Origin of the sequence: Streptomyces sp. NPDC051173 (genome assembly GCF_040689515.1) — a bacterium.
GTDB lineage: Bacteria > Actinomycetota > Actinomycetes > Streptomycetales > Streptomycetaceae > Streptomyces.
On the sequence record NZ_JBFBBD010000079.1, the window covers coordinates 1 to 25,439 of the forward strand.

Annotated in this window: 24 protein-coding genes; 13 read left to right on the forward strand and 11 right to left on the reverse strand. The window is 72.3% G+C overall.

The features are described 5' to 3' along the window. Positions 1 to 235 precede the first annotated feature (235 nt). Positions 236 to 1,588, reverse strand: coding sequence for a transcriptional regulator (locus AB0435_RS28785; RefSeq protein WP_366006834.1), 1,353 nt, complete (start codon positions 1,586 to 1,588; stop codon positions 236 to 238). A gap of 266 nt (positions 1,589 to 1,854) precedes the next feature. On the opposite strand from AB0435_RS28785, the gene AB0435_RS28790 reads away from it, so the two are divergent. Together AB0435_RS28790 and AB0435_RS28795 are read left to right on the forward strand one after the other, a co-directional pair. Continuing rightward, positions 1,855 to 2,595 carry a hypothetical protein gene (locus AB0435_RS28790; RefSeq protein ID WP_366006835.1) on the forward strand — a complete coding sequence of 247 codons (741 nt, stop codon included), beginning with the start codon at positions 1,855 to 1,857 and terminating at the stop codon, positions 2,593 to 2,595. 70 nt (positions 2,596 to 2,665) lie between these two features. Then, positions 2,666 to 3,397 carry a class I SAM-dependent methyltransferase gene (locus AB0435_RS28795; protein ID WP_366006836.1) on the forward strand — a complete coding sequence of 244 codons (732 nt, stop codon included), beginning with the start codon at positions 2,666 to 2,668 and terminating at the stop codon, positions 3,395 to 3,397. A gap of 11 nt (positions 3,398 to 3,408) precedes the next feature. On the opposite strand, the gene AB0435_RS28800 is transcribed toward AB0435_RS28795, so the two are convergent. Next, a complete protein-coding gene (locus AB0435_RS28800) occupies positions 3,409 to 4,653 on the reverse strand; it encodes an MFS transporter (RefSeq protein WP_366428298.1) in 1,245 nt (414 codons plus the stop codon). 156 nt (positions 4,654 to 4,809) lie between these two features. Further along, positions 4,810 to 5,979 (reverse strand): steroid 3-ketoacyl-CoA thiolase, encoded by a 1,170-nt coding sequence (locus AB0435_RS28805; RefSeq protein ID WP_366428299.1) that lies wholly within the window; start codon positions 5,977 to 5,979, stop codon positions 4,810 to 4,812. 281 nt (positions 5,980 to 6,260) lie between these two features. On the opposite strand from AB0435_RS28805, the gene AB0435_RS28810 reads away from it, so the two are divergent. The 4 genes from AB0435_RS28810 to AB0435_RS28825 all read left to right on the forward strand — a co-directional run bounded on the left by AB0435_RS28810 (position 6,261) and on the right by AB0435_RS28825 (position 10,494). Then, on the forward strand, positions 6,261 to 7,493 hold the full coding sequence (locus AB0435_RS28810; RefSeq protein WP_366428300.1) for a cytochrome P450: 1,233 nt from the start codon (positions 6,261 to 6,263) through the stop codon (positions 7,491 to 7,493). A 572-nt stretch (positions 7,494 to 8,065) separates the two neighbouring features. Beyond that, a complete protein-coding gene (locus tag AB0435_RS28815; RefSeq protein WP_366006840.1) occupies positions 8,066 to 8,698 on the forward strand; it encodes a DUF6230 family protein in 633 nt (210 codons plus the stop codon). Position 8,699: 1 nt separating this feature from the next. Further along, positions 8,700 to 9,818, forward strand: a complete 1,119-nt coding sequence (locus AB0435_RS28820) for a DUF6114 domain-containing protein (RefSeq protein ID WP_366006841.1) — start codon at positions 8,700 to 8,702, stop codon at positions 9,816 to 9,818. After that, positions 9,805 to 10,494: a hypothetical protein gene (locus tag AB0435_RS28825; protein WP_366006842.1), complete on the forward strand. Its 690-nt coding sequence runs from the start codon at positions 9,805 to 9,807 to the stop codon at positions 10,492 to 10,494. Before AB0435_RS28820 ends, AB0435_RS28825 begins: the two co-directional genes overlap by 14 nt. A 37-nt stretch (positions 10,495 to 10,531) precedes the next feature. On the opposite strand, the gene AB0435_RS28830 is transcribed toward AB0435_RS28825, so the two are convergent. Both AB0435_RS28830 and AB0435_RS28835 read right to left on the reverse strand, forming a co-directional pair. Beyond that, complete coding sequence (locus AB0435_RS28830) at positions 10,532 to 12,517, reverse strand: bifunctional glycosyltransferase 87/phosphatase PAP2 family protein (RefSeq protein ID WP_366428311.1); 1,986 nt, start codon at positions 12,515 to 12,517, stop codon at positions 10,532 to 10,534. A gap of 230 nt (positions 12,518 to 12,747) precedes the next feature. After that, entirely contained in the window at positions 12,748 to 14,817 is a 2,070-nt protein-coding gene (locus AB0435_RS28835) for an MFS transporter (protein ID WP_366006843.1), read from the reverse strand. A gap of 288 nt (positions 14,818 to 15,105) precedes the next feature. Between AB0435_RS28835 and AB0435_RS28840 the strand changes: the two genes are divergently transcribed. Together AB0435_RS28840 and AB0435_RS28845 are read left to right on the forward strand one after the other, a co-directional pair. Continuing rightward, positions 15,106 to 15,780 carry an HAD-IA family hydrolase gene (locus AB0435_RS28840; protein ID WP_366428301.1) on the forward strand — a complete coding sequence of 225 codons (675 nt, stop codon included), beginning with the start codon at positions 15,106 to 15,108 and terminating at the stop codon, positions 15,778 to 15,780. A gap of 42 nt (positions 15,781 to 15,822) precedes the next feature. Then, positions 15,823 to 16,353, forward strand: a complete 531-nt coding sequence (locus AB0435_RS28845; protein WP_366428302.1) for a MepB family protein — start codon at positions 15,823 to 15,825, stop codon at positions 16,351 to 16,353. Between the two features lie 130 nt (positions 16,354 to 16,483). On the opposite strand, the gene AB0435_RS28850 is transcribed toward AB0435_RS28845, so the two are convergent. After that, positions 16,484 to 16,687, reverse strand: a complete 204-nt coding sequence (locus AB0435_RS28850; protein ID WP_366006845.1) for a helix-turn-helix transcriptional regulator — start codon at positions 16,685 to 16,687, stop codon at positions 16,484 to 16,486. Further along, a complete protein-coding gene (locus tag AB0435_RS28855) occupies positions 16,681 to 17,265 on the reverse strand; it encodes a Uma2 family endonuclease (protein ID WP_366428303.1) in 585 nt (194 codons plus the stop codon). The genes AB0435_RS28850 and AB0435_RS28855 overlap by 7 nt, the downstream gene beginning before the upstream one ends. A gap of 131 nt (positions 17,266 to 17,396) precedes the next feature. On the opposite strand from AB0435_RS28855, the gene AB0435_RS28860 reads away from it, so the two are divergent. Then, positions 17,397 to 17,906 carry a DinB family protein gene (locus AB0435_RS28860; protein WP_366006847.1) on the forward strand — a complete coding sequence of 170 codons (510 nt, stop codon included), beginning with the start codon at positions 17,397 to 17,399 and terminating at the stop codon, positions 17,904 to 17,906. 12 nt (positions 17,907 to 17,918) lie between these two features. Here the strand turns inward: AB0435_RS28860 and AB0435_RS28865 are convergent, their stop codons facing one another. Beyond that, positions 17,919 to 18,500, reverse strand: a complete 582-nt coding sequence (locus AB0435_RS28865; RefSeq protein ID WP_366006848.1) for a TMEM165/GDT1 family protein — start codon at positions 18,498 to 18,500, stop codon at positions 17,919 to 17,921. A 182-nt stretch (positions 18,501 to 18,682) separates the two neighbouring features. After that, a complete protein-coding gene (locus AB0435_RS28870; protein ID WP_366006849.1) occupies positions 18,683 to 19,531 on the reverse strand; it encodes an ABC transporter permease in 849 nt (282 codons plus the stop codon). A gap of 365 nt (positions 19,532 to 19,896) precedes the next feature. On the opposite strand from AB0435_RS28870, the gene AB0435_RS28875 reads away from it, so the two are divergent. The 4 genes from AB0435_RS28875 to AB0435_RS28890 all read left to right on the forward strand — a co-directional run bounded on the left by AB0435_RS28875 (position 19,897) and on the right by AB0435_RS28890 (position 24,161). Continuing rightward, positions 19,897 to 20,565 carry an HNH endonuclease family protein gene (locus AB0435_RS28875; RefSeq protein ID WP_366006850.1) on the forward strand — a complete coding sequence of 223 codons (669 nt, stop codon included), beginning with the start codon at positions 19,897 to 19,899 and terminating at the stop codon, positions 20,563 to 20,565. A gap of 292 nt (positions 20,566 to 20,857) precedes the next feature. After that, positions 20,858 to 22,756 (forward strand): FAD/NAD(P)-binding protein, encoded by a 1,899-nt coding sequence (locus AB0435_RS28880; protein ID WP_366428304.1) that lies wholly within the window; start codon positions 20,858 to 20,860, stop codon positions 22,754 to 22,756. Between the two features lie 58 nt (positions 22,757 to 22,814). Further along, positions 22,815 to 23,312: a DoxX family protein gene (locus AB0435_RS28885; RefSeq protein ID WP_366428305.1), complete on the forward strand. Its 498-nt coding sequence runs from the start codon at positions 22,815 to 22,817 to the stop codon at positions 23,310 to 23,312. 210 nt (positions 23,313 to 23,522) lie between these two features. Then, positions 23,523 to 24,161, forward strand: a complete 639-nt coding sequence (locus AB0435_RS28890; RefSeq protein ID WP_366006853.1) for a VTT domain-containing protein — start codon at positions 23,523 to 23,525, stop codon at positions 24,159 to 24,161. Positions 24,162 to 24,313: 152 nt separating this feature from the next. Here AB0435_RS28890 and AB0435_RS28895 read toward each other — a convergent pair whose 3' ends face one another. Further along, a complete protein-coding gene (locus AB0435_RS28895; RefSeq protein WP_366006854.1) occupies positions 24,314 to 24,538 on the reverse strand; it encodes a hypothetical protein in 225 nt (74 codons plus the stop codon). A gap of 122 nt (positions 24,539 to 24,660) precedes the next feature. Then, complete coding sequence (gene snpA / locus AB0435_RS28900; RefSeq protein ID WP_366006855.1) at positions 24,661 to 25,317, reverse strand: snapalysin; 657 nt, start codon at positions 25,315 to 25,317, stop codon at positions 24,661 to 24,663. Positions 25,318 to 25,439 lie beyond the last annotated feature (122 nt).

Genomic DNA, 25,439 nt, shown 5'->3' on the forward strand with positions numbered 1-25,439 from the left:
GTACGAACGAAAGGGCTCCCACTTCCTCGCCCTCCTCGGCCTGGCCGCCGCCCTGACCTGCTACAAGAAACTCGCGAAACTCACCACGTGAGACAGCCTCTAAGCTCACGCGGACGCGCCCGAATTATCAGGGTGCGTGATCCAGCCGCCAGTGGTTGCGGAACCTGCTCAGGGCCAAGCCGGTCGTGGTCGTACGCTCCCCGGTCGCCGCACAGGCCGCCCGCCAGGCCTGGGGCTATGCGGTGAGGTCGAGGAAGTCCGCGACGGGGCGGGCTGTGCGGTGGGCGGCGAGCTGGCGGCGAAGGTCGGCGAGGGTGCTGGTGCCGCGGGCGGAATCGGCCCCGCCCAGCCGCTCGATGGCCCGCTCGGCGACCTCGACGGCGGCGTCCACGTCGCCGAGCGCGAGGTGGGTCTCGGCCTGGCGGGCGAGGTAGATGCCCGTGCCGCGGGCCTCGGTGCTGGTGTCGTAAGGGTCTTCGTGCCGCAGGGCGGCGTCGAAGTGCTCCAGAGCCCGGGCAGGCTCGCCGAGGGAGAGCGCGCAGGACGCGGCGACCTCGTGGACCTCGCCGTGGGTCATCCAGTACATGGACGGCAGGTCGTGTGCGGCGGGCCCGGCGCGGTCGTAGGCGGCGAAGGCCGCGTCAACGGCGCGATAGGCAGCGGTGGGTTCGCCGGCCTTGGAGTGGGCCCGGGCCGCGCGGGCGTGGAGCATGGCCAGCACGCGGCCACTAGTGATCCTGTGCCGGGAGTCGAGGGCGCGCTCGACGAGGCCGAGGGCGCCATAGGGGTCGCCTCCGCTGTAGCGGAGGTTGGCCCAGAAGGCGAGCGTGCCGGCGCCGAGCGTGGGGTCGTTGCCGGTGGCGGCGGCTCGCAGGGCGGTGGTGAAGCGTTTCTCGGCGTCCGCCAGGCGCCCGCTGTCGTAGGCGCACCATCCGGCGAGCCGGCACGCTTCGGCGGCGGCCGCGTACAGGCGGCGCCCGGTGGCGTCGGTGTAGGTGCTGGTGGTGAGCACGCCGGTGATCAGCCGCAGTTCGGCGAGGGCGGCGTCGTAGGCATGGGTGGAGCCGACGGCGTCGTCCAGGTGCCGCAGGGTGTCCAGGCGGGTCTCGAAGAGCTGGGCCGCCTCGGTGCCGACGCGGCGGCCTCGGGTGGCTGCGACGGCGGCAGGGGCGGTGGCGGCCCAGTGCGCGCCCGTGACAGCGAGCGTGCCCAGCGAGGCGATGACGAAGCCGCGTCGGTCCACCGGATGCCCTCCCGCTTGCTCCAGTGCTTCCACCGTACCCGCCACCGTCCACGGCAACTCCCGTACGGAACGGTCGTCACGCAGAACCAGCAGAAGCCAGTCGGGCCAGCCACGGCGGTGGACCTCTTCGGGGTTGATGCCGTGCAGGTCGGCCATGGCGAGCTGGGTGGTCAGCTCCGGTTCGGTGCCGCTGATCCAGCGGGAGAACTTCTCCTTGCGGTGGGCCATCTGCCCGTAGCCGAGGGCCTGGTGGCGATCTGCGACCCGCTTGAGGTACGCGGCGGCGGTGGTTCGCTCGCGCGCGAGGAGTGTGTGGAGCGGATGGCGTTCGAGCACCGGACTCATGGGCAACCACCTCCCGGCCAGGGGACGGCCCCAGTGTGCTGCCACGCTCGCGTCTCCGGGAACGGGCACCCCGGCAGAAGGCAACGGTCGGCAACCAGACGGCAATCCCCGGCATCCTCCAACTGCTTCCAGCACCACGGGTGGCGGCGCTGTCCTAGGGGCAGCCGGCCCGCCCGTATGGCTTGTTCTCCCCGTGCGGCGGACCGGCCGTCAGCGGCACCCCGCACCACCGGGGTGCCTCCGCACCGGAATCTGGGAGGCGCGTCATGACGACCGCAACCGAACACCGGACGTTCTCCGTGGAGCTGCCCGAGGCGTTCACCGAGACGTGGAACCGCATCGACGGCATCACCGTCACCGGCCGGACCATCAGCATCAACCCCGGTCAGTACTTCTTCCGTTACGAGAACCCCAGCTGGCTCCTGGTGGACTGGGAGCTGGTTCGCTCCCAGCTGCTGGACTCCGCGGAGACCAGCGGGCAGGCGATCGAGCAGCAGGCTCTGGAGTTCGTCCAGGCCCACGCCGTGCCCACCGACGACCCGGCGAAGGTGCTGGCGACCGCCTACGAGGTCGCCGGGTACCTGTTCCGCGACGAGTACGTGGGGGTGGGCAACCTGGACGTCGGCAAGCGGGAGCTGAAGGCCCTGCGCGAGGCGACCACGATCATGGCTATGAACCGGGTTGAGCGGGATGGCCACCTGTCCAACGTCGGCCCGTGCTGGTTCTTCCCCGTCGCCACGAGCGTGGTGTACGGCTTCACCGAGGAGGAAGGGAAGAAGGTCGACGAGCTCTACCACGGCGGGTGGTTCAACGAGACCCGCCGCCGGGAGTCCGTCCTCGCGCACGCGGCCCTGGGCGGTCGGCTCGTCCACGGATGCCAGGCGTCCGCCGACATGATGGGCGGCTGCGTCCTCACGTACGGCACCGACCTGGAGCGGTTCGCCGCGGAGCTGGGCGCACTGAAGACCGACTGGGTGGACCGCGTCACGGCCATGGGTCGCCGGTAACCACACCAGCATGCGGGGGCCGGGACGCCTTCCCGGCCCCCGCCGTGTCCGCGAGAGGGAGGGTACGGACATGACGGATGCGAACCTGCCGGCCGATGGCCGCGCGCTGGTCGACGCCCAGGTCAACGCCGACGCCTGGAACAGCATCGCCGCCCAGGCCCCGGTGGGCGCCGCACCACAGCCACAGGAAGCGGTCCCCGATGACGTCGAGTGGACGTGCTGGCCCGGCCACGGGCCCGGCGCCGCTTTCCTCGGTGACCTGGCCGGCCGCCGGGTGGCCGAGCTGGGATGCGGAACGGGCGAGCACACCGCCTACGCCGCCGCCCACGGAGCCCGCCTCGCGATCGGCGTGGACATCGCCGAGGCCCGCATCCATCAGGCCCAGGCCCGCTTCGGCGACCTGTCCGCCGTCCTGTGGAAGACCGGCGACGCCGCCGCGGTCCTGGCCGGCCTGCCCCGCCTGGACGTCTGCTTCTCCATCTACGGCGCCCTGTGGTACTCCGACCCCGCCCGTCTGCTGCCCGCCATCCGCAACCGGCTCGTCCCCGGCGGCGTGCTCGCGTTCACCGTCAACGCCCCACGGTTGGGGGAACTACCCGGCCGCCGCGTGGACAACCTCACCCTGGCCACCGGCGCCCGCATGCCCGTCGTCCACTACTCCTACGACGCTGACGCCTGGCAGCGCCTGCTCACCGAAGCCGGCCTGAGCACGCAGGAGATGGTGGCCGTGGTCGCCCCCGCCGGGAGCGACCACCGGGCCCTGGTCATCCGTGCCCGGCGCCCGGTCGGGGGCAAGGAGTAGAAACGGGCGGGTCAGGTACGGGCCATCTCCACCTGCTGGCCCGGGCTTTTGCCCTGGCGACGGCTCACGGCCGTCAGCACGGCCCACCCGACCAGCGCGGCCGCCGCCGTCGCCGCGCCGCCCAGGACGAAGGACGCCTTCGGGGCCCGCTGGAGCAGCGCGGGCAGCAGCAGCATGCTGCCCATGCTCGCCACGTGCAGCTTCACCCCGTACACGCTGAACATCCGCAGCCGCTCCGGCCCGTCCAGAGACGCGATCTGGGCAGTCAGCCCGATCGACGTCACCGGCACCAGCACGCTCCCGGCCGTAACCAGGAGGGCCAGCTGGAGCAGGCTGTTGCTCGCCGCGATGGCCGCGAGCAGCAGCCCCCGCACCGCCCACACCACGCACAAGCCGCCGGGGAACCGGCCGGCCGGCTCCATGTGCCCCGCCAGGAGGTTTCCGGCCACCGAGCCGATCCCCATGGCCGACAGCACCAGCGCGTAGGCTCCCGGGCCCGTGTGCAGGCGCTCGGTCAGCCAGATGGGGACCCCGATCGAGACCACGGTCTGGAAGAACTCGCCCACCGCGCTCAGCGCGAGCGCGCCCGTGATCAGCGGCCGGGCCCGCAGCAGGGACAGGACCTTCGCCCCGGCCGGCTTCGCCGACGTGCCGGCCGCAGGCACCGTCAGGCGGGCGGCGGGCGGCAGCGCGCGGCCGAGCCAGGCGAAGGCGAGCGCGGAGACGGCAAAAGTCGCGGCGTCCACGAGGAACAGGTTCTCGGCGGCCACGAACGCCAGCAGCACGGCCGCCGACCCGGGGCCAAGGAACCAGGTCAGCCGGTTCGAGAGGTCCATCAGCCCCGTCACTTGCCGCACCTGGTCCCCCGCCACCAGATCGGGGACCAGGGCCGACAGACTCGGCCCGGTCAGCGCGTCGCACGTGCCGATCACGACGATCACCGTCAGGACCCCGGCCAGCCCGATCGACTGCCACAACCACGGCATCGCCCCCACCACCGCGATCTGCAACGTCTCGACAGCGGCCAGCGCCCGGAAGGAGGCGACCTTGGCAACCAGTTGCCGACCGAAGGACCCGACCAGCAGATGCGGCACCGATTCGAGCACGACGACCAGGCCCATGGCCACCGCGCCGGACCTCTGCCAGGCCGTCCACGCCAGCGCCAGGGTGAAGAACCGGTCGCCGAGGACGGACAGCGTCTCGGCGAGCCACAGGACGAGGACCGGACGGCGTCTCAGCAGGCTCACGTAACTCACCCGCGCGACTGTAGAGGCGCCTCGAACATCAAGAAGCGTGTTCGGCAACTCCTCCCACGAAGAGCGGAGCGTCACGGACAACTCCCCGAGGGCTGCGCACTGGACGGCGTCGATGAGGCAGTTGCCGGTGGCGATCCGCCCGGAAGAACGGCCCCCTCACAGCCGCTGAATGATCGTCCCCGTGGCCAGCCCCCCGCCCGCGCACATCGTGATGAGCGCGAACTCCTTGTCCGCCCGCTCCAGTTCGTGCAGAGCCGTCGTGATCAAGCGAGCCCCCGTCGCGCCGATCGGGTGGCCCAGGGCTATCGCCCCGCCGTTGACGTTGATCTTCTCCAGGTCCTGGTCGAAGACGCGGGCCCAGGACAGCACCACCGACGCGAACGCCTCGTTGATCTCCACCAGGTCGATGTCGCGCAGCGACATGCCGGCCCGGCCGAGGACGGCGCGGGTGGCGTCTATGGGGCCGTCGAGGTGGAAGTGGGGGTCGGCGCCCACGAGGGCCTGGGCGACGACGCGGGCTCGGGGGCGCAGCCGCAGCGCGCGGGCCATGCGTTTGGAGGCCCACATCAGGGCGCAGGCGCCGTCGGATATCTGGGAGGAGTTGCCCGCGGTGTGGACGGCGGTGGGCATGACGGGCTTCAGCTCGCCGAGCGCCTCCATGCTGGTGTCGCGTAAGCCCTGGTCGCGGTCGACGAGGCGCCACATGCCCTGCCCGGCGAGCTGCTCCTCCTCGGTCGTCGGCACCTGCACGGCGAAGGTCTCGCGCTTGAAGCGCTCCTCGGACCAGGCGCGGGCGGCGCGTTCCTGGGAGAGCAGGCCGAGCGCGTCGGCGTCCTCGCGGGTGAGGCCGCGTCTGCGGGCGATGCGCTCGGCGGCCTCGAACTGGTTGGGCAGGTCGACGTTCCACTCGTCGGGGAAGGGCTTGCCGGGTCCGTTGCGGGAGCCGCTGCCGATCGGGACGCGCGACATGGACTCGACGCCGCAGCCGATGCCGACGTCGATGACGCCGCTCGCGATCATGTTGGCGACGAGGTGGTTGGCCTGCTGCGAGGAGCCGCACTGGCAGTCCACGGTGGTGGCGGCGGTCTCGTAGGGCAGGCCCATCGCGAGCCAGGCGGTGCGGGCCGGGTTCATGGACTGCTCGCCGGCGTGGGTGACCGTGCCGCCGACGATCTGCTCGACGCAGTCGGGCTGGATGCCGGTGCGGGCGAGGATCTCCCGGTAGGTCTCGCCCAGCAGATAGGCGGGGTGGAGGTTGGCGAGCGCTCCTCCGCGCTTGCCGATGGGGGTGCGTACGGCTTCGACGATGACGGGTTCCGCGGCCATGGTGGCGTCCTTTCGTGGCATCCGCAGGGCGTCCCGGCGCCCCGGGCTCACGCTCCTCGCTCCCCGGGACCCGCCGCTGCCGAGCCGGCCCCGATCCCCCGCCGAACTGGTACGCGTTCTACTTCCGTTCGCAGTCTTATGACTGCTACCCCCGGTACGCAAGGGTGGCGCAACCCCCGGCCCGAGCAACAGATGGCGTTCCCGCCCTTGCCTCTCCACGGCCCCCTCATTACCGTCGGGGCACACCTGATGCCCCGTCAGGAGTACGGAGGTGGTGGCCGATGTCCTGCCCAGCGCTGCCCGAAGGGTTCGACCTCACCGACCCCGGCCTCTACGAACAGCGGGTGCCGCTCCCGGAGTTCGCCGCCCTGCGGCGCACGGCGCCCGTCTGGTGGAACGCCCAGCCGCACGGCGTCGCGGGCTTCGACGACGACGGCTACTGGGCGGTCACGCGGTACGCGGACGTCAGGGAGGTCTCCACCCACCCGGAGCTCTTCTCCGCCGCCCTCAACACCGCAATCATCCGCTTCCACGAGAACATCGAGCGCGCACAGATCGACGTACAGCGGCTCATCATGCTCAACATGGACCCGCCCGACCACACCCGCGTGCGCCAGATCGTCCAGCGCGGCTTCACCCCGCGCGCGATCAGGGCCCTGGAGGGCGCGCTGCGCGAGCGCGCCCGGGCGATCGTCGCGGAGGCCCGTGAGGCGGGCAGCGGGAACTTCGTCACGGACATCGCCTGCGAACTCCCGCTCCAGGCCATCGCCGAGATCGTCGGCGTCCCCCAGGCCGACCGGGCGCGGATCTTCGACTGGTCCAACAAGATGGTCGCGTACGACGACCCCGAGCTGGCCATCACCGAGGAGGTCGGCGCGACGGCCGCGATGGAGCTCATCTCCTACGCGATGACCCTGGCCGCCGCCCGCAAGGAGTGCCCGGTCGCCGACATCGTCAGCCGGCTGGTGGCCGCGGAGGACGAGGGCAACCTGGCCCCGGAGGAGTTCGGCTTCTTCGTGCTGCTGCTGGCCGTCGCCGGCAACGAGACCACGCGCAACGCCATCAGCCACGGCATGCACGCCTTCCTCACCCACCCCGAGCAGTGGGAGCTCTTCAAGCGCGAGCGGCCCGCGACGACGGCCGAGGAGATCGTCCGGTGGGCGACGCCGGTGGTCTCCTTCCAGCGGACGGCGACGCGCGACACGGAGCTCGGTGGCGCGAAGATCAAGGCGGGGCAGCGGGTGGGGATCTTCTACGCCTCCGCCAACAACGACCCCGAGGTCTTCGAGCGGCCCGAGGCCTTCGACATCACCCGGGACCCCAACCCCCACCTGGGCTTCGGCGGGGGCGGCCCGCACTTCTGCCTGGGCAAGTCGCTGGCCGCGCTGGAGATCGACCTGATCTTCAACGCGATCGCGGACACCCTGCCCGACATCCGGCTCGCCGGCGAGCCACGGCGACTGAGATCGGCATGGCTGAACGGGATCAAGGAACTGCGGGTGCGCTACGCGTAGGCCTGTCCGGCGGATCTTGCGGGCGGCTCTGCGGGCGGTTCTGCGGGCGGTGTCGCCTGCGCACCACCGCTGCGCGGCGGTGTCCTCAAGCGCCGGACGGGCTGGTTGGTGGTGGGTGCCGGGGGTGGGTCCTCCGGGCTGAGGACCTGGAACGCGGTGCATGGCACCGTCACGCGCATTTAGTGCCCTGACAACGCACCGCGTTCCAGAACCTCACCCTCCGGCCCCACCCCCTCCCGCCGGAGAGCGACATCAAGGTCGTGGGGCGCGCCGTTCTTTTCTTTTCAGCCCGATGGGGGCACCCGCGGGTGGAGTCCGGGGGAGGTAGCTGGGGGAGCTCCCGCCCCCGCCGCAGGCGGAGACGGCTCACAGGCGCGACCGCAGGATCCGCTGGACGCGACCGCGCCTCTGACCTGATACAACGTCAACTTCCTTTACTTCAGCCTGAATCGGTCCGTACCAAGACCTTGCCGACGGACACGGGTGGACTTACTCTCGGGTACACCTCCGGGCCAGGCACGACTCATCACGCCACTCCCCCGCTCGCACGCGGCTCTCCGAGAGGACAACGCATGAAGGACACCCAAGGAAGACCGGTGACGGGACGCGTCAGGTGGCGGAAGTTCGCCGTGCTGGCCGTGCCCGGCTTCGCGGCCACGGCCGCGCTCGCCATCGCGCTCGCGGACGGGGCGCTGGCGGCCTCGTTCGCCGTGTCGGGGCAGCAGTTCAAGGTCAGCGCCAAGAGTCTGGACGGCGAGGGCTTCGCGCAGTACGGCGGCGTGGACGGCCAGGTCGGCAAGGACAAGCCCGGGGATCTCCTGCCCGTCGCCATCACGGCCATCAAGAAGGCCGAGCTGAGGAACCTCTGCCAGTCCGTGGTGATCGGCATCCCCTTCGTGGGCGACGTCTCGCTGAACCTCAAGGCCGGCGGCGGCAAGGACCCGGTCAAGGCGAAGGACATGTTCGTGGACGCCACGCAGCTGCGGGGCGACGCCGAGTTCAAGCAGCTCGAGATCGGCCGGGACGCCTCCACGCTCGACAAGGGGCCGCGCGACGCGCAGGGCATGCAGGGGCTCTTCGCCCAGCAGGCCGACCACGTGACCATCACCGATCTCCAGCAGGTCGCCTGGGCGACCAACGCCGCGACGTTCACCCTGTCCGGCCTGAGCATGGACATCGCCAAGGGCAAGCGGGAGTGCTTCTGACGTGGCGGTCGGCGTCGAGTCCGGCCGCCCGCCACGCCACCCCTGGCTGGCCTGGCGCCGCTGGCGCAAGGGGCGCCCCTTCTGGGGCGGCCTGGCCGCCACCCTGGCCGGCCTGGAGATCTGTGCCATCCCGCTCGCCCCGCTGAAGATCATGCTGCACCAGGGGATCGCGGGCATCCCGTCGGTCCTCCTGGGCCTGGTCATGGTCCTGATGGGCCTCAGCGCGTGGTTCGCCCCGCAGTACCGGACGCTGGCCGGGATCGTGACCGTCATGGTCGCCGCGGCCGCGCTCGTCATGTCCAACCTCGGCGGCTTCCTGATCGGAACGCTCCTGGGTGTCATGGGCGGCGGCATGATCTTCGCCTGGCAGCCGGTGCCGGCGGGGCCGGTACCGGATCGAGGAGGCGCGCTTTCCGGCGAGGACGATCCGAGTCCGCCGACCGGTGAGCCCGGCGTGCCGGGCGAGCCGTCTTCCGGCGCCGCGCCCGAAAGCACCGGGACGCCCTCGGGCGATCCGGCGGCCGGGCCTCCGAGCACCGCGCCGGACGGGCACCCCTCGCCGGCCGACGCCGCCGGGGGCCCGGACGGCGGGCCCGGGGCACCGGGCGACCCGGCACCCGCCCCGCGGGCGGGATCGTCCCGTTCCCCGTCCGCCACCCCGACAGCTGCCGGGCCACCACCGGATCCACCGCCCGGCGCCCCGGCGGCCGGACCGTTGCCCACCGCTCAAGCCGGACCGCCCGGCGAGGCCCCGGCACGGGCCGACGGGGAACCCGGAACCGCCCGAGGCAGGCCGCCGTCCGCGGCCGCGGACCCGGCAACACCACCAGCCGGACGCGGCGCTCAGGACGAATCACCCGCAGACCCTCCGGGCGACGCCCCGCCCGCTCCCCCGCCGGACCCGCCCAGCGCCGGCCCGCAGGCCCCCGCTCCCCCGCCGGAGGCGACCCGGCCGGAGACGACCCCGCCAGGGGCGACCCGGCCTCCCGCCGGGCCCTCCGCCGGGATCGGGCCCTGGGTACCCGCCGAGCCGTCGCGACCCCCCGGCCCCGGCCGGGAGATCGACCACCGTCCCCGTCCCCACCTTCCGCACCAGAGGAGTTCCGATGACCGCTCGTAGACCCCGCACCCGCGCCCTGCTCGCGTCCGGCGCCGGACTCGCCCTCGCCTCCGGGCTCGCCCTCGCCGGAACCGCGGGCGCGCACACCGCCGACGCCGGGTCGACGACCGTCACCCCCGCCGGTCACTACTTCGCCGCCACGCTCAACGGGAAGGCCACCTTCAAGCTCGGCCCGGTGCTCGTCACTTGCGCGGTCTCCGGCTCGCAGCCCACCGCGGGCGGCGGCGACGCCAACAACCAGATACCCGCCGGCCCCGCCAACCACAACGACGCGGGCCCGGTCGGCAGCGGCATCAACTCACCCACGTACGACTCGTGCACCACCAGCCAGGCGGGTGTGAGCGCGACCGTCACCACGTCCGGCGCCTGGAGCGTGGCCATGCAGTACGGCACGCCGTCGACGGCCACCCTGTCCATCCCCACCGGTGGCCTGGTCGTGCAGACCAGCGGGCTGGTCAGCTGCACGGTGACCGCGGCGCCGGACGCGTCCGCGAACCTCGCGGCCACCTTCGACAACGGCGCCCCGTCGCAGCTCGTCGTCACCGACGGCGCGGCCCCGGTCAAGGTCACCGGCGGTTTCGGCTGCCCGACCGCCACGACGACGTCGCTCTTCAACGCCACCTACGACATCACGGACACGACCGACCCGTCCTCGCAGATCACGGTGAACAGCTGACCCACGCGGCCCCGGGGACCGGCGCGGGGCCGGGCGTTCAGCCCTTGGCCCGCGCCGGTTCCGTCGGCTCCGGGGCGGCCAGCGCGTCGCCCGCGCTCCGCGCCCCGGGCACCTTCCCCAGGGCCTTCCGGCCCGGCCCGGTCAGCACGTACTGGACGGCGAAGCCCGACGCGACCACGAGCGCGCCGCCGGCCGCGTCCAGGACGTAGTGGTTCGCGGTGCCGACGATGACGGAGAAGGTCATCAGCGGATAGAGCATCCCCAGCCACTTCATCCACACCTTGGGCGCCACCACGGCGATCACGACGCCGCACCACAGGGACCAGCCGATGTGGAGCGAGGGCATGGCCGCGTACTGGTTGGAGAGCTCGGTGAGCGCGCCGAAGTCGGGGTTGGCGAGGTCCTGCGGGCCGTTGGCGGTGTCGATGAAGCCACGGCCCGGCATCAGGCGCGGCGGGGCCAGCGGGTAGGCCCAGAAGCCGACGAGCGCCAGCAGCGTCACGATGGACAGGGCCGTGCGGGCCCAGCGGTAGGTGCCGGGGCGGCGCACGTAGAGATAGACGAGCAGCGAGACCGGCACCAGGAAGTGGAAGGTGCCGTAGTAGTAGTCCATGCTGTCGGCGAGCCAGTCCACGCTCGCCACGAAGTGGTTGAAGCCGTGCTCGACGTCGATGTGCAGGAACTCCTCGGCGCCGAGGATCTGCCGGCCGTGGGACTCCGCGAGGGCGCGCTCGTCGGGCGCGCTGCCGCGGATGAAGGAGTAGGCGAAGTAGCCGACCCGTATCAGCATCAGCTCCAGGAAGACGTTCGGCCGGGACAGCGGCCGCTTCCAGAAGTGGACCAGCGGCACCCAGGAGAAGCGCCCCGGCTGCGGCTCGGTGACCGGTGTCGGCTCCGGCCGGTCCCACAGCGGTGACGTCCGCGCCAGGAAGGGCACCGCGCAGGCGGCGATGAGCGCGGCGAGCAGCGGCGCGTTGTCGCCGACGGGCCGCAGCACGGGGTTGTCGGGCATGAGGACCGTGCTGGTCAGCGTCATCACGAGGACGACCAGGACGGGCCATACGAGCCGGTCGGCGCGGCGCTTGCCGACGCGGCCGACGACGGCGAGCAGGATCCACAGCTGCTGGTGCTGCCAGGCGGTGGGCGAGACGGCGACCGCGACGCAGCCGGTGAGGGCGGTGGCCAGGAGCAGCTGGCCGTCGCGGGCGTAGCGGGCGGCGCGGCGCAGGCCGAGCGCGGTGACGGCGGCGGCGAGCAGGGCGTAGAGGGTGAGTTCGGCGGGGCCGCGCAGGCCGACCCGCAGCAGCAGGCCGTGCAGGGACTGGTTGGCGAGGCCGTCGGGCGCCTCGCCGAGCCCGGCCCCGGCGACGTGGTGGATCCAGTACGTCCACGAGTCGTCCGGCATGGCCACCCAGGCCACGGCCGTGCCGGCGGCGAAGGCGAGGCCGGAGGCGACGGCGGCGCGGCGGCGCCCGGTCAGCCAGAGCAGCACGGCGAAGAGCAGCACGGCGGGCTGGAGCGCGGCGGCGAGTCCGACGAGCACGCCGGGGACGACGCCGGAGCCGCGGGCCAGGCGCGGCAGGCAGCACGCGAGGAGCACCAGCAGCACCGGGATGATGCTGGTCTGGCCGAGGGGGAAGGTGTTGCGCACGGGCAGCGAGAGCACGGCCAGGATGATCGCCGCGGGGGCCGCGAGCAGCGTGGTGCGGCGGCTGACCGGGGCGGGGAGCGAGCGGGCGGCGACCAGGGCGAGGGCGACGACGAGCAGGAGGGTGCCGAGGGTCCAGCCGATGCCGAGGCTGTGCTCGGCGGCCTTGGTCAGCGGTTTGAGCACGAGGCCGGCGAAGGGGGTGCCGGTGAACTTGTCGGTGTCGTACAGCGATCCCTTCACATGGAGGACACCGTTGTCACCGATCCACCGTTCGAGGTCGGTCAGGCGGCGCTCGGGCGGGAGCCGCAGCACCACCGCGGCCTGACGGACGGCCAGCACGCCCGCGAGCAGCCACAGCGCGCCCAGGGCCAGGCCCGTGCGCGAGCCCGTCCTCGGGGGGCTCCCCAGCCCGGCCCTCTGTGCATTCGCCACGCCCCGCCACTCCTCCGGTCGCCCAGATCGGTCACCCTCGTAGAGCTGTTTGAGACCTTACTGAGTCCTGAAGGACAGACGCAGGCCACCCCCGGGTCACCTGACAAGGTCCCACAACTGGCCGGATCCGTACGGCCGGCGACGCGCTGCCCGTGACATGTCGGGGTGCCTCACCGCCGCGGATCGTGGTCCCGCTTCGCCGGGCCGTTGTGGGGCTGTTCCGAATCCGAGCCGCACAGTTCCGCGTTGAGTTCCGCGACGAGTCGGTGGAGGTCGGTGGGGCGGTCCTCGGACCACCAGTCGCCCAGGAGTTCGGCGAGTGACTCCTCGCGTGCGCGGAAGAGGCGTTCGGCGATGTCGCGGCCCTCGGTGGTGAGGATCAGCGGGAGTCCTTCGCGTACGGCGAGGCCGCGGGACTCCAGCTGCTGTGCGGCCTCGGTGACGATCCGCAGGGGGATGTCGACGCGCTCGGCGAGCAGGGCGGGCTCGGCGGAGCCGTACCGGTTCATGCGCAGCAGCATCCAGCTCGCGGCGGGGTGGAGGTCGAGGCCCGCCCGTTCGGTGATCTGCTCGTAGATCCGGCGCTTGCCCTCGCGGCTGCCGAGGAGGGAGAGCGCGCGGGCGCACTCCTCGCGGGAGGTGCGTTCGACGGGGTTGCTGGAGAGGACCTCGCTGGTGTCGGGGGCGGTGACGCTGCCCCGCAGCGGCTCCTCCCGCAGGAGGAAGGCGAGGGCGAAGGCCACGAGGACGGCGGGGACCGCGTAGAGGAAGACCTCGGTGATCGACGTGGAGTAGGCGTCGAGCACGCCGGCCCGCGGTCCGGCGGGCAGCGCGGACACCGCGCGCGGGTCGGCCTTGAGGTGCTCCGGGGTGACGCCGGGCGGCAGGTGCGCGCCGGCGAGGGCGTCGGCGATGCGGGGGCCGAGCATGTTGGTGAAGATCGTGCCGAAGATGGAGACGCCGAAGGACGCGCCGATGGACCGGAAGAAGGTGGCGCCGGAGGTGGCGACGCCGAGGTCCGCGTAGCCCACGGAGTTCTGCACGATGAGCACGAGCACCTGCATGACGAGGCCGAGCCCGAAGCCGAACACGAAGAAGTAGCCGCTCATCTCGGCCGTGCTGCTGGCCGGATCCAGCCGGTGCAGCAGGAGCAGTCCGATGGCGGTCAGCCCGGTGCCGGCGATGGGGAAGACCTTGTAGCGGCCGGTGCGGCTGACGATCTGTCCGGAGCCGGTGGACGAGATCAGCATGCCCGCCACCATCGGCAGCATGTGCACGCCCGACAGGGTGGGCGAGACGCCCTGCACGACCTGGAGGAAGGTCGGCAGATAGGTCATGGAGCCGAACATCGCGAAGCCGACGACGAAGCCGATCACGGAACAGAGCGAGAACGTCCGGATCCGGAACAGCTTCAGCGGCAGCACGGGCTCCGCCGCGCGCCGCTCCACGAGCACGAACGGCACCAGCAGCGCCACGCCCAGCACCCCGAGCCCGATGACCTGCCAGGACGACCAGGGGTAGGTGACACCGCCGAGCGAGGTCATCAGCACCAGGCAGGTGGCGACGGCGGCGATGAGGAAGGTGCCGAGGTAGTCGATGCGGTGCGGGGTACGGCGGACCGGGATGTGCAGGACGGCGGCGATCACACCGAGCGCGACGATGCCGATGGGCAGGTTGATGTAGAAGACCCAGCGCCAGCTCAGATGGTCGACGAAGAGGCCGCCGAGCAGCGGGCCGAGCACGCTCGTACCGCCGAAGACCGCGCCGAACAGCCCTTGGTAGCGGCCGCGGTCGCGCGGCGGCACGATGTCGCCGACGATCGCCATCGACAGCACCATCAGCCCGCCGCCGCCCAGGCCCTGCAGGGCGCGGAAGGCGATGAGTTCGCCCATCCCCTGGGCGATCCCGCACAGCACGGAGCCGATCAGGAAGATGACGATGGCCGTCTGGAAGAGCTTCTTGCGCCCGTACTGGTCGCCGAGCTTGCCCCACAGCGGGGTCGCGGCCGTGGACGCGAGGAGATAGGCGGTGACGACCCAGGAGAGGTGGTCGAGGCCGCCGAGGTCGCTGACGATCGTGGGCAGTGCGGTGGAGACGATCGTCTGGTCCAGGGCCGCCAGCAGCATGCCGAGCAGCAGCGCGCCGATCGCGATGAGCACGGTGCGCCGGGGCTGTCCCTCGCCGGGTACGGGCACGGGCTCCGCGGCGGCCACGGAGGGGCCCGGGGTCTCGTCCGCCATGCGCTGGCTCCTGGGTGCGACTCGGATGGCGCTCGGGTGCGGCTGCCCGGTCCGGGCGGCCGGCACGGTGTTCCCGTCCCATCGTGTTCCGGATCGGGCCGCCCGGCCCGCCGGGGTAGGCCATTGGCAGCCCACCGACAGCGCGGCCTTGCCGGCGATCAAGGCTGGACCTGGGCTGTTGGAGTTCCGCACGACTTTTTGTATCGTTAAGGAACAAAGTGGCTCCGCTCGTATTCCCTGACCGGCGGGCGGAGCCGCTTGTCTTCCTCCCGCGCTCTGGAGTCGCCGATGCCGGCCAACGCCCCCACCACGACCACCCTGACCGCCCGCGCCCTCCTGCTGGACATGGACGGCACGATCGTCAACTCCGACGCCGTGGTCGAGCGCTGCTGGCGGGCCTGGGCGGACGAGCAGGGCCTGGACGCCGACGCGGTGCTGAAGGTCGTGCACGGCCGCCAGGGCTACGCGACCATGGCCGTCCTGCTCCCGGACCGCCCCATGGAGCAGAACCACGCCGACAACCGCCGCATGCTCGCGGCCGAGACCGCCGACGTCACCGGCGTCGTGCCGGTCCCCGGCGCCCCGGCCTTCATGGCCGCCCTCGCCGCCCTCCCGCACGCCCTGGTCACCTCCGCCGACCGCGGCCTCGCCGAGGCCCGCATGGGCGCGGCCGGGCTCCCGATGCCGCGGGTGCGGGTCACCGCGGAGTCCGTGGGCGCGAGCAAGCCGGACCCCGAGGGCTTCCTCAAGGGCGCCGCCCACCTCGGCCTCGACCCCGCCGACTGCGTCGTCTTCGAGGACTCCGAGGCAGGCATCGCCGCCGGCAAGGCGGCCGGCATGCGCGTCGTGGGCATCGGCCCCCGCGCGGCGGCCCACGGCCCGGACGTGGCGGTGCCGGACCTCACGCACGTACGGGTGGAGGCGCTGCCGGAGGGCGGGATCGCCCTGCGCATCGCGGGCTGAGCCCGATTTCGCGCCGCCCGGGGCCGAAGGCAGGATGAGGTCATGACCACGAGCCCCGCGTCCCGGCCGCACGCCCCACACCCCGACCTGCTCGCGGCCAAGACGCTGGCGTACGACCCGTGCGGGTTCACCTGCTCCGATCCGGTGCCCGAGGCCGAGAGCGCGGAGTACGGGGCGTACGCGTTCAACCTGGACGGGCTCTCCGTCAGGTTCCGCGCCGCGAAGACGACCCCGACGAAGGCCGGCCAGTTCGTCACGGTGTGGAAGCGGTCCCCGGGCGGACCGATCCAGCCCTTCGACGCGGCGGACCCCGTCGACCTCTTCGTCATCAGCACCCGCGACGACCACGGCTTCGGCCAGTTCGTCCTGCCGCGCGAAGTACTCCGCGAACGGGGCATCGTCTCGACCGACGGCATCGGCGGGAAGCGGGCCTTCCGCGTCTACCCGCCGTGGGTCACCGCCCCGAACCGCACGGCGCGCAGCACGCAGGCATGGCAGCTGGACCACTTCCTGGCACTGCCGGACGACGGACCGGCCGACATCGCCCGATGCCGGGCGCTCCACGGGAAATAGAGCGGCGCGGCGGCCCACGGCCCGGACGTGGCGGTGCCGGACCTCACCCACGTACGGGTGGAGGCGCTCGCGGAGGGCGGGATCGCCCTGCGCATCGCGGGCTGAGGGGAGCCGCGCGACCCCGGAGGGATCACGGGCGCGGCGAGAATTCCAGGACCACGTCGCACTCCAGCGCGGCAGCCAGCCGCTGGAGTACGGGAATGGTGGGGATCACCTTCCCGGACTCGACCCGCGAAATGAACGCCTGCCCGGTCCCCGCGCGGGACGCGAGCTCCACCTGCGAGAGCCCCAGCGCCACCCTCCGGGCACGCACAAGATCAGCCGCGATCAACACGCCTCCTTGCTGTACCGCGGCAGTTCGCTCGTGTCGATGACCCAGTCACCGATGGCGATCCGGTCGCCGAACACATAAGGGACACGGGCCTCGTACACCGCGTTCCCCTCCCGGACTCCGATGGCCCAGTGATGCACGCAAGTGCCGTCACGCGGGTCGACGATCAGGTAGTGGGGAATGCCGAGTCGCGGATAGTGGTGCAACTTGCTCTCGTAGTCGTTCTCCGGGTTGGAGGGGGAGACGATCTCGACAGCCGCGAGGAGAGCACGAGGGCTGATGGCGGCGTCCGTGTCCATGGCTGCCTCAGGAAGGACGAGAACATCCGGGCGGCGCAGCTGCCCGAGACCGGCTTCCTCGATGTCACCCGAGGTCGTGGCCACGATTCCTTCCGGCAATTGCGGCTGGAGCTGACGCTCGATGCGCAAGGCTGCAAGGTCGTGACGGCCCGACGGCCTCATCATCATGATGATGAGGCCGTCGCTGATCTCGACGTGGGGGCTGAACGGTGGGGGCGGCGCGAAGTGCTCGGCGAAAGCACGCAGGTGCTTGTAGATCTCTTGCTTCGCGGGGGTCGCCACATCCGCAGCGTATGACGAAATCGTCATGCCGGGGTCGCCGAAGCCAAGACCCCACTCCACCGGAAAAAGAGCGGCACCACGGCGCGGCCGCCCCATAAAGTGAGCCCTTTCGCCGTCGAAAGGGCTCACCCGTGGAAATCACCGAACGCATAGGACCGCCCCTCACCGGCGGCGAGCGCGAGACGTTGCGCGCCTTTCTCGACTACCACCGCGCCACGCTCGCCATGAAGTGCGACGGCCTCTCCGACGAGGACCTGCGGCGCCGCTCGATGCCGCCGTCGACACTGACGCTGCTCGGCCTGGTGCGGCACATGGCGGAGGTCGAACGCACCTGGTTCCGCCGGGTGATCAACGGCGAGGACATCCCCCTGGTCTGGTCCGACGAGGGCGACTACCAGGCGGCGATGGACGCGAGCGGCTCCACCCGCTCGGAGGCCTTCGCCGCCTGGCAGGCGGAGGTGGAGCACGCGCGCCGCATCGAACTGGCCGCGGAATCCCTGGACGTGACGGCCCATCAGCCCCGCTGGGACGCGGACGTCTCGCTCCGCCTGGTGATGTTCCACCTCATCCACGAGTACGCGCGCCACAACGGCCACGCGGACTTCCTGCGCGAGGGGATCGACGGGGTGGTGGGGGCCTGAGAGCCGGCCCCGTCAGCCCGCCACCGCCTCGTACAGGCTGAAGCCCGCCAAGGCCAGCATCACCAGGGCCGCGATCTTCGTGATCAGGGCCAGGGGGACGTACTTCATCAGCGTGCGGCCGCCCACGATGCCCAGGCCGGCCACCGCCCACAGGCCCAGCGTCGCGCCCACGCCCACCGAGACGGGGTCGTCGTAGCGGGCGGCGAGGTTCGCGGTCATGATCTGGGTGAGGTCGCCGAACTCCGCGACCAGGATCAGCATGAAGCCCGCGCCGGAGACCTTCCAGAAGGACTGGTCGGCGGGCTTGGCGATCTCCTCCTCGTCGTCGTCCTTCTTGAAGAGGAGCACGGCCGCGCCCGCGAGGAAGGCGAGGCCGACGATCACCTGGAGGATCCGCTGCGGGAGCAGGGTCAGCAGGCTGCCCGCGGCGATCGCCAGGACGACGTGCACGAGGAAGGCGGCCGCGACGCCCGCGAAGACGTACGAGGCGCGGTAGCGCGTCCCGAGCATCAGGGAGGCGAGAGCCGTCTTGTCGGGGAGCTCGGCAAGGAAGATCACGCCGAAGACCAGGGCGGCGACGGTGAAGCTGAACACAGGGGATTCCTCGGTAGGTGGGGCCGCCGTACCGAGAGACCTGCGGGAATTCAGGGGTCGCTTCGGCACGGCAGCGTCATGGACACTGCGGCCGAAGGTCTCGCTGGCCTACGGAAGACTTCCGTCCGCCTCCGGGCGCCGGCTGGTGTGACCCAGCAGTATGTCGACGGTCCGGCGAAGAGCTACTCCCCTTCTGCTCCGTTCAGGGTACGCGACGATCCGCGGAACCGTCTCGGGCCGTACCACCGGGGCCCGCCCGGGGACGGCTCCCGGTGCAGCACCCCGCGCGCGATCAGCTCCAGCGTGACGGCGACCGCCACCGCCTGCACGGCCATGAGCGCGACCAGGACGAACAGCTGCACCGCCCCCGCGAGCGCCGGCGACGCCCCGCCCAGCAGCATCCCCACGAAAGCACCCGGGAGTGTGACGAGCCCCACCGTGCGCGTCTGGTCCAGGCCCGGCAGCAGCGCGTCGGAGGCCGCGGGGCGGGCGACCTCCAGCCGCGCCTCGCGGTCGAGCAGGCCGAGCGCCATCCCCGCCTCCACCTCGCCGTGCCGGGTGCGCAGCTCGTCCAGCCCACGCCGCCCCGCGAGGACGGTGGCCGTCAGCGCGCCGCCGATGAGGATGCCCGTGATCGGGATCAGGGCGATGCCCTTGAGCGGGACGAGCCCGGTGAGCAGCAGCGTGACCACCACCGGCAGCACTCCCGCGCTGATCGGCGCGGCCGCCCACCACCAGGTGGCGTTGTCCGTGACGCGGCGCCCGGCCGTCCGTACGGCCACGGCGAACATCAGCAGGACGAAGCACAGCAGCAGCGGCAGGGCGTGGACCACCCAGCCGATCAGCGCGGAGACGGCGGCCAGTTGGACGGCGGCGCGCAGCCCGGCGACGGCGATCGCGCGGGCGTAGCCGCGCTCCCGCCCGTCGGCCAGCCGGGCGAGGGCGGCGACCCCCACGGTGGCGACGAGCAGGACGGCGAGGACCACGCCGAGAGTGGCGTTGACGGGCAGGAGGGCTGCGGCGGCGAGCACGGCGCCACCCTAGGGGGTGGCCTTGACCGGTGGCTGCGGTGGCGGCTCGTTTCCGGGTGCGGGTCCGTTGCCGCCTACGGCGGGAGCGCCCTCCGGGCGCGTCCTCAAACGCCGGACGGGCTGGATTTGGCGCAGGCGACCAGTCGTGTGCGGCACATCCCGCCCGACAGAATCCACCAGTTACGGAGAACTCCCCTTCACCGCAACGCACATGGCGAACCCTCAGATCCAAATTCACGTTCGCAGCCCCTTGCGTTGACATGATCGCGTCGTCACGCTGTTGCCTGGCCAACACCCCCCGGAAACCGGCCGCCGCAATCATGGCCGCACCTGACCGGCCGTCACCCCCCACCAAGGGAGTTCCCATGCCCGGAATGCGTACCCCCACCGCTCCGCGCCGCGTCTACGCGCGTCGTGCGGCCGTCGCCGGCGGGCTCGCCGCGCTCGTCGGCACGCTCGTCCTCGACGGGCCCGCCGCACAGGCCGCGCCCCCGGCCCCGGCGGACGCCGCGACCGCCCGTGCGTACCTGGGTGAGCTCGCCGTTCAGCCCGAGGGGTCGATGGACGGCTACAGCCGCGCCAAGTTCCCGCACTGGATCACGCAGCACGGGCAGTGCAACACCCGCGAGGTCGTCCTCCAGCGTGACGGGGACAATGTGCGGCAGGACGACAAGTGCGCGGCCGTTTCCGGCACCTGGCACTCCGCGTACGACGGCGCGACCTGGACCGACGCGCAGAGTGTCGACATCGACCACATCGTGCCGCTCGCGCAGGCGTGGCGGTCGGGGGCCGACAAGTGGACCACGGCCCAGCGGCAGGCGTTCGCCAATGATCTGACCCGGCCTCAGCTGATCGCGGTCACCGACCGGGTGAACCAGGCGAAGGGCGACAAGGACCCGGCGCAGTGGATGCCGCCGCTGAAGTCCTACGGGTGCACGTACGTCGAGATGTGGGTGACGGTGAAGCACTACTACAAGCTGAGCGTGGACTCCGCGGAGAAGAGCGCGATGGAGCGGGTGCTCAACGGCTGCTGACGGCCGCGGCCCTCACCGCCTCCCCGGGATCCCCGCGAAGCCGAACCACGCCGCGACCCCGTGGACGACAGCGATGAGTCGCCGCATGCGGACTCCTTTTGAGAGCAGGGAAGTTGGGGACAGACCGAGGACTTCCCCACCCCGTGCGGCGCCACGCGCGGTTCACTCGGAAGGGGTAAGTCAACCACCACGCGTGGACCCGCTTCCGGTGAACAGCGGAATCCGTTCGACGTGCTCCACCCCGTCGCCATGATGGGCCGACCTTGTCGCCCTCGGCCCTCGGGAGAGCACTGTGGCGCACCATGCGATAGCCGTCGTCGGAGCGGGCCCGCGCGGGGCCGGCGTGCTGGAGCGGATCTGCGCCTCGGCGCCCGAACTCGCCCCGGACGCGCGGCTGACGATCCATGTGGTCGACCCCGCGCCGCCGGGGGCGGGGCGCGTCTGGCGCGTCGACCAGCCCGCGGAGCTGCTGATGAACACCGTGGCCTCACAGGTCACGGTGTTCACCGACGACAGCGTGGAGTGCGCCGGTCCGGTACGCCCGGGGCCGAGCCTGCACGCATGGGCGGGCGGGCGCCTCGGCCCGGACGACTATCCGACGCGCGCCTGCTACGGGCGCTATCTGGCATGGGCCTTCGCGCGGACGGTGCGGACGGCGCCGGAGAACGTGACGGTCCGGGTGCACCGGGCGAAGGCCGTACGCCTGGCGGACGAGCGGCCTCCGTTCCAGCGCCTGACCCTCGACACCGGCCGCACGCTGCGCGGGCTCGCCGCCGTGGTCCTCGCCCAGGGGCATCTGCCGGAGGTCGCGAGCGGGGAGAGCGGGGAGGCGGCCCGGCTCACCGCCCACGCCGCCCGCCACGGGCTGCGGCACGTCCCGCCCGCCAACCCCGCCGACGTGGACCTCGACGGCGTCCTCTCCGGCGAGGCCGTGCTCCTGCGCGGCCTGGGGCTGAACTTCTTCGACCACCTCGCGCTGCTCACGGCCGGCCGCGGCGGCACCTTCGCCGCGCGTGACGGCGGGCTCGTCTACCGCCCGTCGGGCCGGGAGCCCCGGCTGTACGCGGGATCGCGGCGCGGCGTGCCGTACCAGGCGCGCGGCGACAACCAGAAGGGCGCGTACACCCGGCACGCCCCGCTGCTGCTGACCCCGGGGGTCGTCGACGGGTTCCGCAAGCGCGCGGCGTCCGGTGACGCGCCGGACTTCCTGGCCGAGGTGTGGCCGCTGGTGGCCGCGGAGGTCGAGGCGGTGCACTACACGACGCTGCTCGCGGGGAGCGGGCTGCCCGTCGACCGGTTCCGCGACCGCTTCCTGGCGGCGGCGCTCGCCCGCGACCCCGAGGGCGTACGGGAGGTGCTCGACGGCTTCGGCGTCGCGCCCGCCGACCGCTGGGACTGGGCGGCGGTGGCCCGGCCCTACGGCGACCGGCGCTTCGAGGGGCGGCGGGACTTCCGCGCCTGGCTGCTGGCGTATCTGCGCGAGGACGCGGAACGGGCCCGAGCGGGCAACGTCCACGGCCCGGTCAAGGCGGCGCTGGACGTACTGCGCGATCTGCGCAACGAACTGCGGCAGATCGTCGACCACGGCGGGCTGGCCGGTGCCTCGCACCGGGATCACCTCGACGGCTGGTACACGCCGCTGAACGCCTTCCTGTCGATCGGCCCGCCCCGCCGCCGCATCGAGGAGGCGGCCGCGCTGATCGACGCGGGCGTGCTGGAGGTGCTGGGTCCGGGGCTGGAGGTGACGACGGGCACGCCGGGCGCCTTCACCGCGCGCTCGGCGGCGGTGCCCGGCTCCGCCGTGTCCGTGACGACCGTCATCGAGGCGCGATTACCGACGCCGGACGTGCGGCGCACCGGGGACGCCCTGCTGGCCGGACTGCTGCGGGCGGGGCAGTGCCGGGCGCACCGGGTGGGCGGCCATGTGACGGGCGGCCTGGACGTCACGCCGAGCCCGTACCGGCTGATCGACGCGCGGGGGCGGGCGCATCCGCGCCGGTTCGCGGTGGGCGTGCCGACGGAAGGGGTGCGCTGGGTGACGGCGGCGGGCGCCCGTCCGGGTGTGAATTCCGTGACGCTCGCGGACGCCGACGCGGTGGCGCGGGCCGTGCTGCGAACGTGTTGTGGGTGGTCATCGGGGATCGGCCGGGATGGAACGACACAAGAGCTTGAACTTGCAAGTATCGATTAGGTGTACCTAACCTGTGCTCCTCGGCGTTCCTGTCCCCGACACGAGGAGCACTTCCGCGATGCCCCCCACCACCGCCCCCTCCCCCACGTCCGCCCCTCCCTCCGTGCCCGCCGGCACCGCCGCCGGCACCACGGCCCAGGCCGTGACGCTCACCGCCCGGCTCGACGCCGCCCGGCCGTACGCCCTCTCGGCGTTCCGTGTCGTGGTGGGTCTGCTCTTCGCCTGCCACGGCGCCGCGTCCCTCTTCGGCGTGCTCGGCGGCGCCGCGGGCGTCGGCGGCACGATCGCTGCGGGCACCTGGCCCGGCTGGTACGCGGCCGCCATCCAGCTCGTCGGCGGCGTCCTCGTGCTGCTGGGCGTCGGCACCCGCAGCGCGGCCCTGATCTCCTCCGGCTCGATGGCGTACGCGTACTTCGACGTGCACCAGAGCACGGCCCTGTGGCCGATCCAGAACGGCGGCGAGGCCTCCGCGATGTTCGCGTGGGCGTTCCTGCTGATCGTCTTCACCGGGCCCGGGGCGCTCTCCGTGGACCGGCTCTTCCGCCGCACCCGGTGATCCGGCCGGGGTCCGGCGACGGCGCCGGACCCCGGGCCACCGTCCACGCAACACCGCACACCGGCACATCTCCGGCAAGTGATTCAAACAACATCACCGGCCCCGCGCTCATGTCACAGGAGTCCCAGGCGTACGCTGTGCGGTTGTGAAGGCCGCCCCTGCCGCTCCCCTGCGACGTCGCGGCGGGGGACCGTACCGGGAGATCAGGACGTGCTGGAGCAGTTGGGGGCCTTGGCCGACACCCCATGGATGTATGTGATCGTCGGGGTCTCCGTACTCCTCGACGTCTTCCTGCCCGTGCTGCCCAGCGGCGTGCTGGTGATCACCGCCGCCACCACGGCCGCGGGCTCCGCGGCCGACGCGGTCGGTGACGCCGCCCAGGGCCACGCGGGCTTCCCCGAGATGTTCGCACTCGTGATGTGCGCGGCGACCGCATCGGTGCTCGGCGACATGGTCGCCTACCGCCTCGCCTGGCGTGGCGGAGACCGCTTCGACCGCGCCATCTCCCGCTCCCGCCGCCTCACCGCCGCCCAGGCCAAGCTCGGCACGGCGCTGCTGCGCGGCGGCGGCCCGCTCGTGGTCGTCGCCCGGTTCGCACCCGCCGGCCGGTCGGTCGTCAGCCTCGGCGCGGGCGTCATGCACCGCAGGGTGGCGGAGTTCCTCCCCTGGTCGGCGCTGGCGGGGCTGACCTGGGCCGCGTACAGCGTGAGCCTGGGCTACTTCGGCGGCCAGTGGCTGGGCGCCACCTGGCTCGGCACGGCCGTCTCGTTCTTCGCGCTCTTCGCGGCCGGGCTCGGCGCCGCGTTCGTCGTGAAGCACCCCCGGCACCGCGAGGCACAGGCGCAGTAGGCCCCGTTACGGCACCGGCCGTACGTGGCCGCGCCGCTCTGCCGAGGCGGGCGTTCCGCATCGGTACGAGCGTGCTTACGCCGCTCTCGCGGCCGTTTTCCTGGTGAGCGGGCACCCCGCGGCGGGACGCTCCCGCGGGGTCTCCGCCGCGCTCAGAGCTTGGTCAGTTTGGTGTACGGGCCGGGGATGCGCTCCTGCCGGGAGGCGAAGTCGACGAGCACGGCGACGTCCTCCTCGACACCGATGACCCGGCCGAGGCCGTAGCGGTCGTGGGTCACCCGGTCACCCACGGTGAAGTGCTTCACCGGGGCCGGCGCGGCGGGAACGTTGAAGGGGCTGGTGGGCAGGAACCGTCGGTGCGCTGCTGGCTTCGTCATTGCCTTCAGTATGCGCCCTCCGCGGGCGGGCGGCGCCCGGGAACGGCGCAGCGGCCCGGATCCACGGGGGAACCGGACCGCTGGACGATCACCCGCCCGAGGTCACCGCGACCTCGGCCGGATCAGTGGACCTTGGTGAAGGCCTCCTTGTCGAAGGCCGTCAGACCGTTGGCCCACAGCGCGTTGACCTGGCTCCGCTCCTGCGCGTTCGGGTAGGGGTTGGTGCAGGACGGGCCGGGGCCGCCACCGGACATCAACTCGCTGCACGGACCCTGGTAGTGGTCGGGCAGGCCGAGCACGTGCCCGGTCTCGTGGGCGGTGACGCGGGTGGAGTCGTACTGCTGGTTCTGCTGGTAGTCGAGGAAGATGTAGCCGCGCCCGTGGCCGTCGGTCTGGGCGTACGAGCCGCGGGAGTCGTTGCCCTCGTAGTACGAGAAGTCGGCGTTGCCGCCCGCTCTCAACTGAACGTTACGGACGGAGCTGTTCCAGATCTGCGCCGCGTTCGCTATCTGCTGCTGGAAGCTGGGCGCGTTGCTGGGGTCGTAGGTGACCGTGACGGTCTGCAGCCCCGGCGACTTGGCGGCCTTGGCCTTCGCGGACTTCATCACGGCCTCGAAGAAGGCCTTGTTGCCCGCCTGCTCGGCCGCCGAGCCGACGTACGACGACTGAGTGACTGCGTGCGAACCTTCGGCCACGGGTGCCGCGACGGCGGGGACGGACAGCGCCGCCGCCAGACCGAGACCGAGGGCAGCCGAGAGCACCATGGTGGAGCGATTCATGTGGGGGACTCCATTCGTTCCGAGAGCCCCGGCCGCTGGTGGTGGGTCGGCCGGAGCGCCGGTGAACTGTTGGTCCCGGGCAGTCTCTGACGAGTTATCAGTGGTGCGGATGATGCCAACTG

Bases quoted from the DNA above. Each gene is read 5' to 3' on its own strand.
- AB0435_RS28825 (WP_366006842.1), top strand. From the start codon at position 9,805: ATGACCGCTCGTAGACCCCGCACCCGCGCCCTGCTCGCGTCCGGCGCC.
- AB0435_RS28810 (WP_366428300.1), top strand. From the start codon at position 6,261: ATGTCCTGCCCAGCGCTGCCCGAAGGGTTCGACCTCACCGACCCCGGC.
- AB0435_RS28795 (WP_366006836.1), top strand. From the start codon at position 2,666: ATGACGGATGCGAACCTGCCGGCCGATGGCCGCGCGCTGGTCGACGCC.
- AB0435_RS28845 (WP_366428302.1), top strand. From the start codon at position 15,823: ATGACCACGAGCCCCGCGTCCCGGCCGCACGCCCCACACCCCGACCTG.
- AB0435_RS28840 (WP_366428301.1), top strand. From the start codon at position 15,106: ATGCCGGCCAACGCCCCCACCACGACCACCCTGACCGCCCGCGCCCTC.
- AB0435_RS28875 (WP_366006850.1), top strand. From the start codon at position 19,897: ATGCCCGGAATGCGTACCCCCACCGCTCCGCGCCGCGTCTACGCGCGT.
- AB0435_RS28785 (WP_366006834.1), bottom strand. From the start codon at position 1,588: ATGAGTCCGGTGCTCGAACGCCATCCGCTCCACACACTCCTCGCGCGC.
- AB0435_RS28885 (WP_366428305.1), top strand. From the start codon at position 22,815: ATGCCCCCCACCACCGCCCCCTCCCCCACGTCCGCCCCTCCCTCCGTG.
- snpA (WP_366006855.1), bottom strand. From the start codon at position 25,317: ATGAATCGCTCCACCATGGTGCTCTCGGCTGCCCTCGGTCTCGGTCTG.
- AB0435_RS28815 (WP_366006840.1), top strand. From the start codon at position 8,066: ATGAAGGACACCCAAGGAAGACCGGTGACGGGACGCGTCAGGTGGCGG.
- AB0435_RS28790 (WP_366006835.1), top strand. From the start codon at position 1,855: ATGACGACCGCAACCGAACACCGGACGTTCTCCGTGGAGCTGCCCGAG.
- AB0435_RS28805 (WP_366428299.1), bottom strand. From the start codon at position 5,979: ATGGCCGCGGAACCCGTCATCGTCGAAGCCGTACGCACCCCCATCGGC.
- AB0435_RS28895 (WP_366006854.1), bottom strand. From the start codon at position 24,538: ATGACGAAGCCAGCAGCGCACCGACGGTTCCTGCCCACCAGCCCCTTC.
- AB0435_RS28835 (WP_366006843.1), bottom strand. From the start codon at position 14,817: ATGGCGGACGAGACCCCGGGCCCCTCCGTGGCCGCCGCGGAGCCCGTG.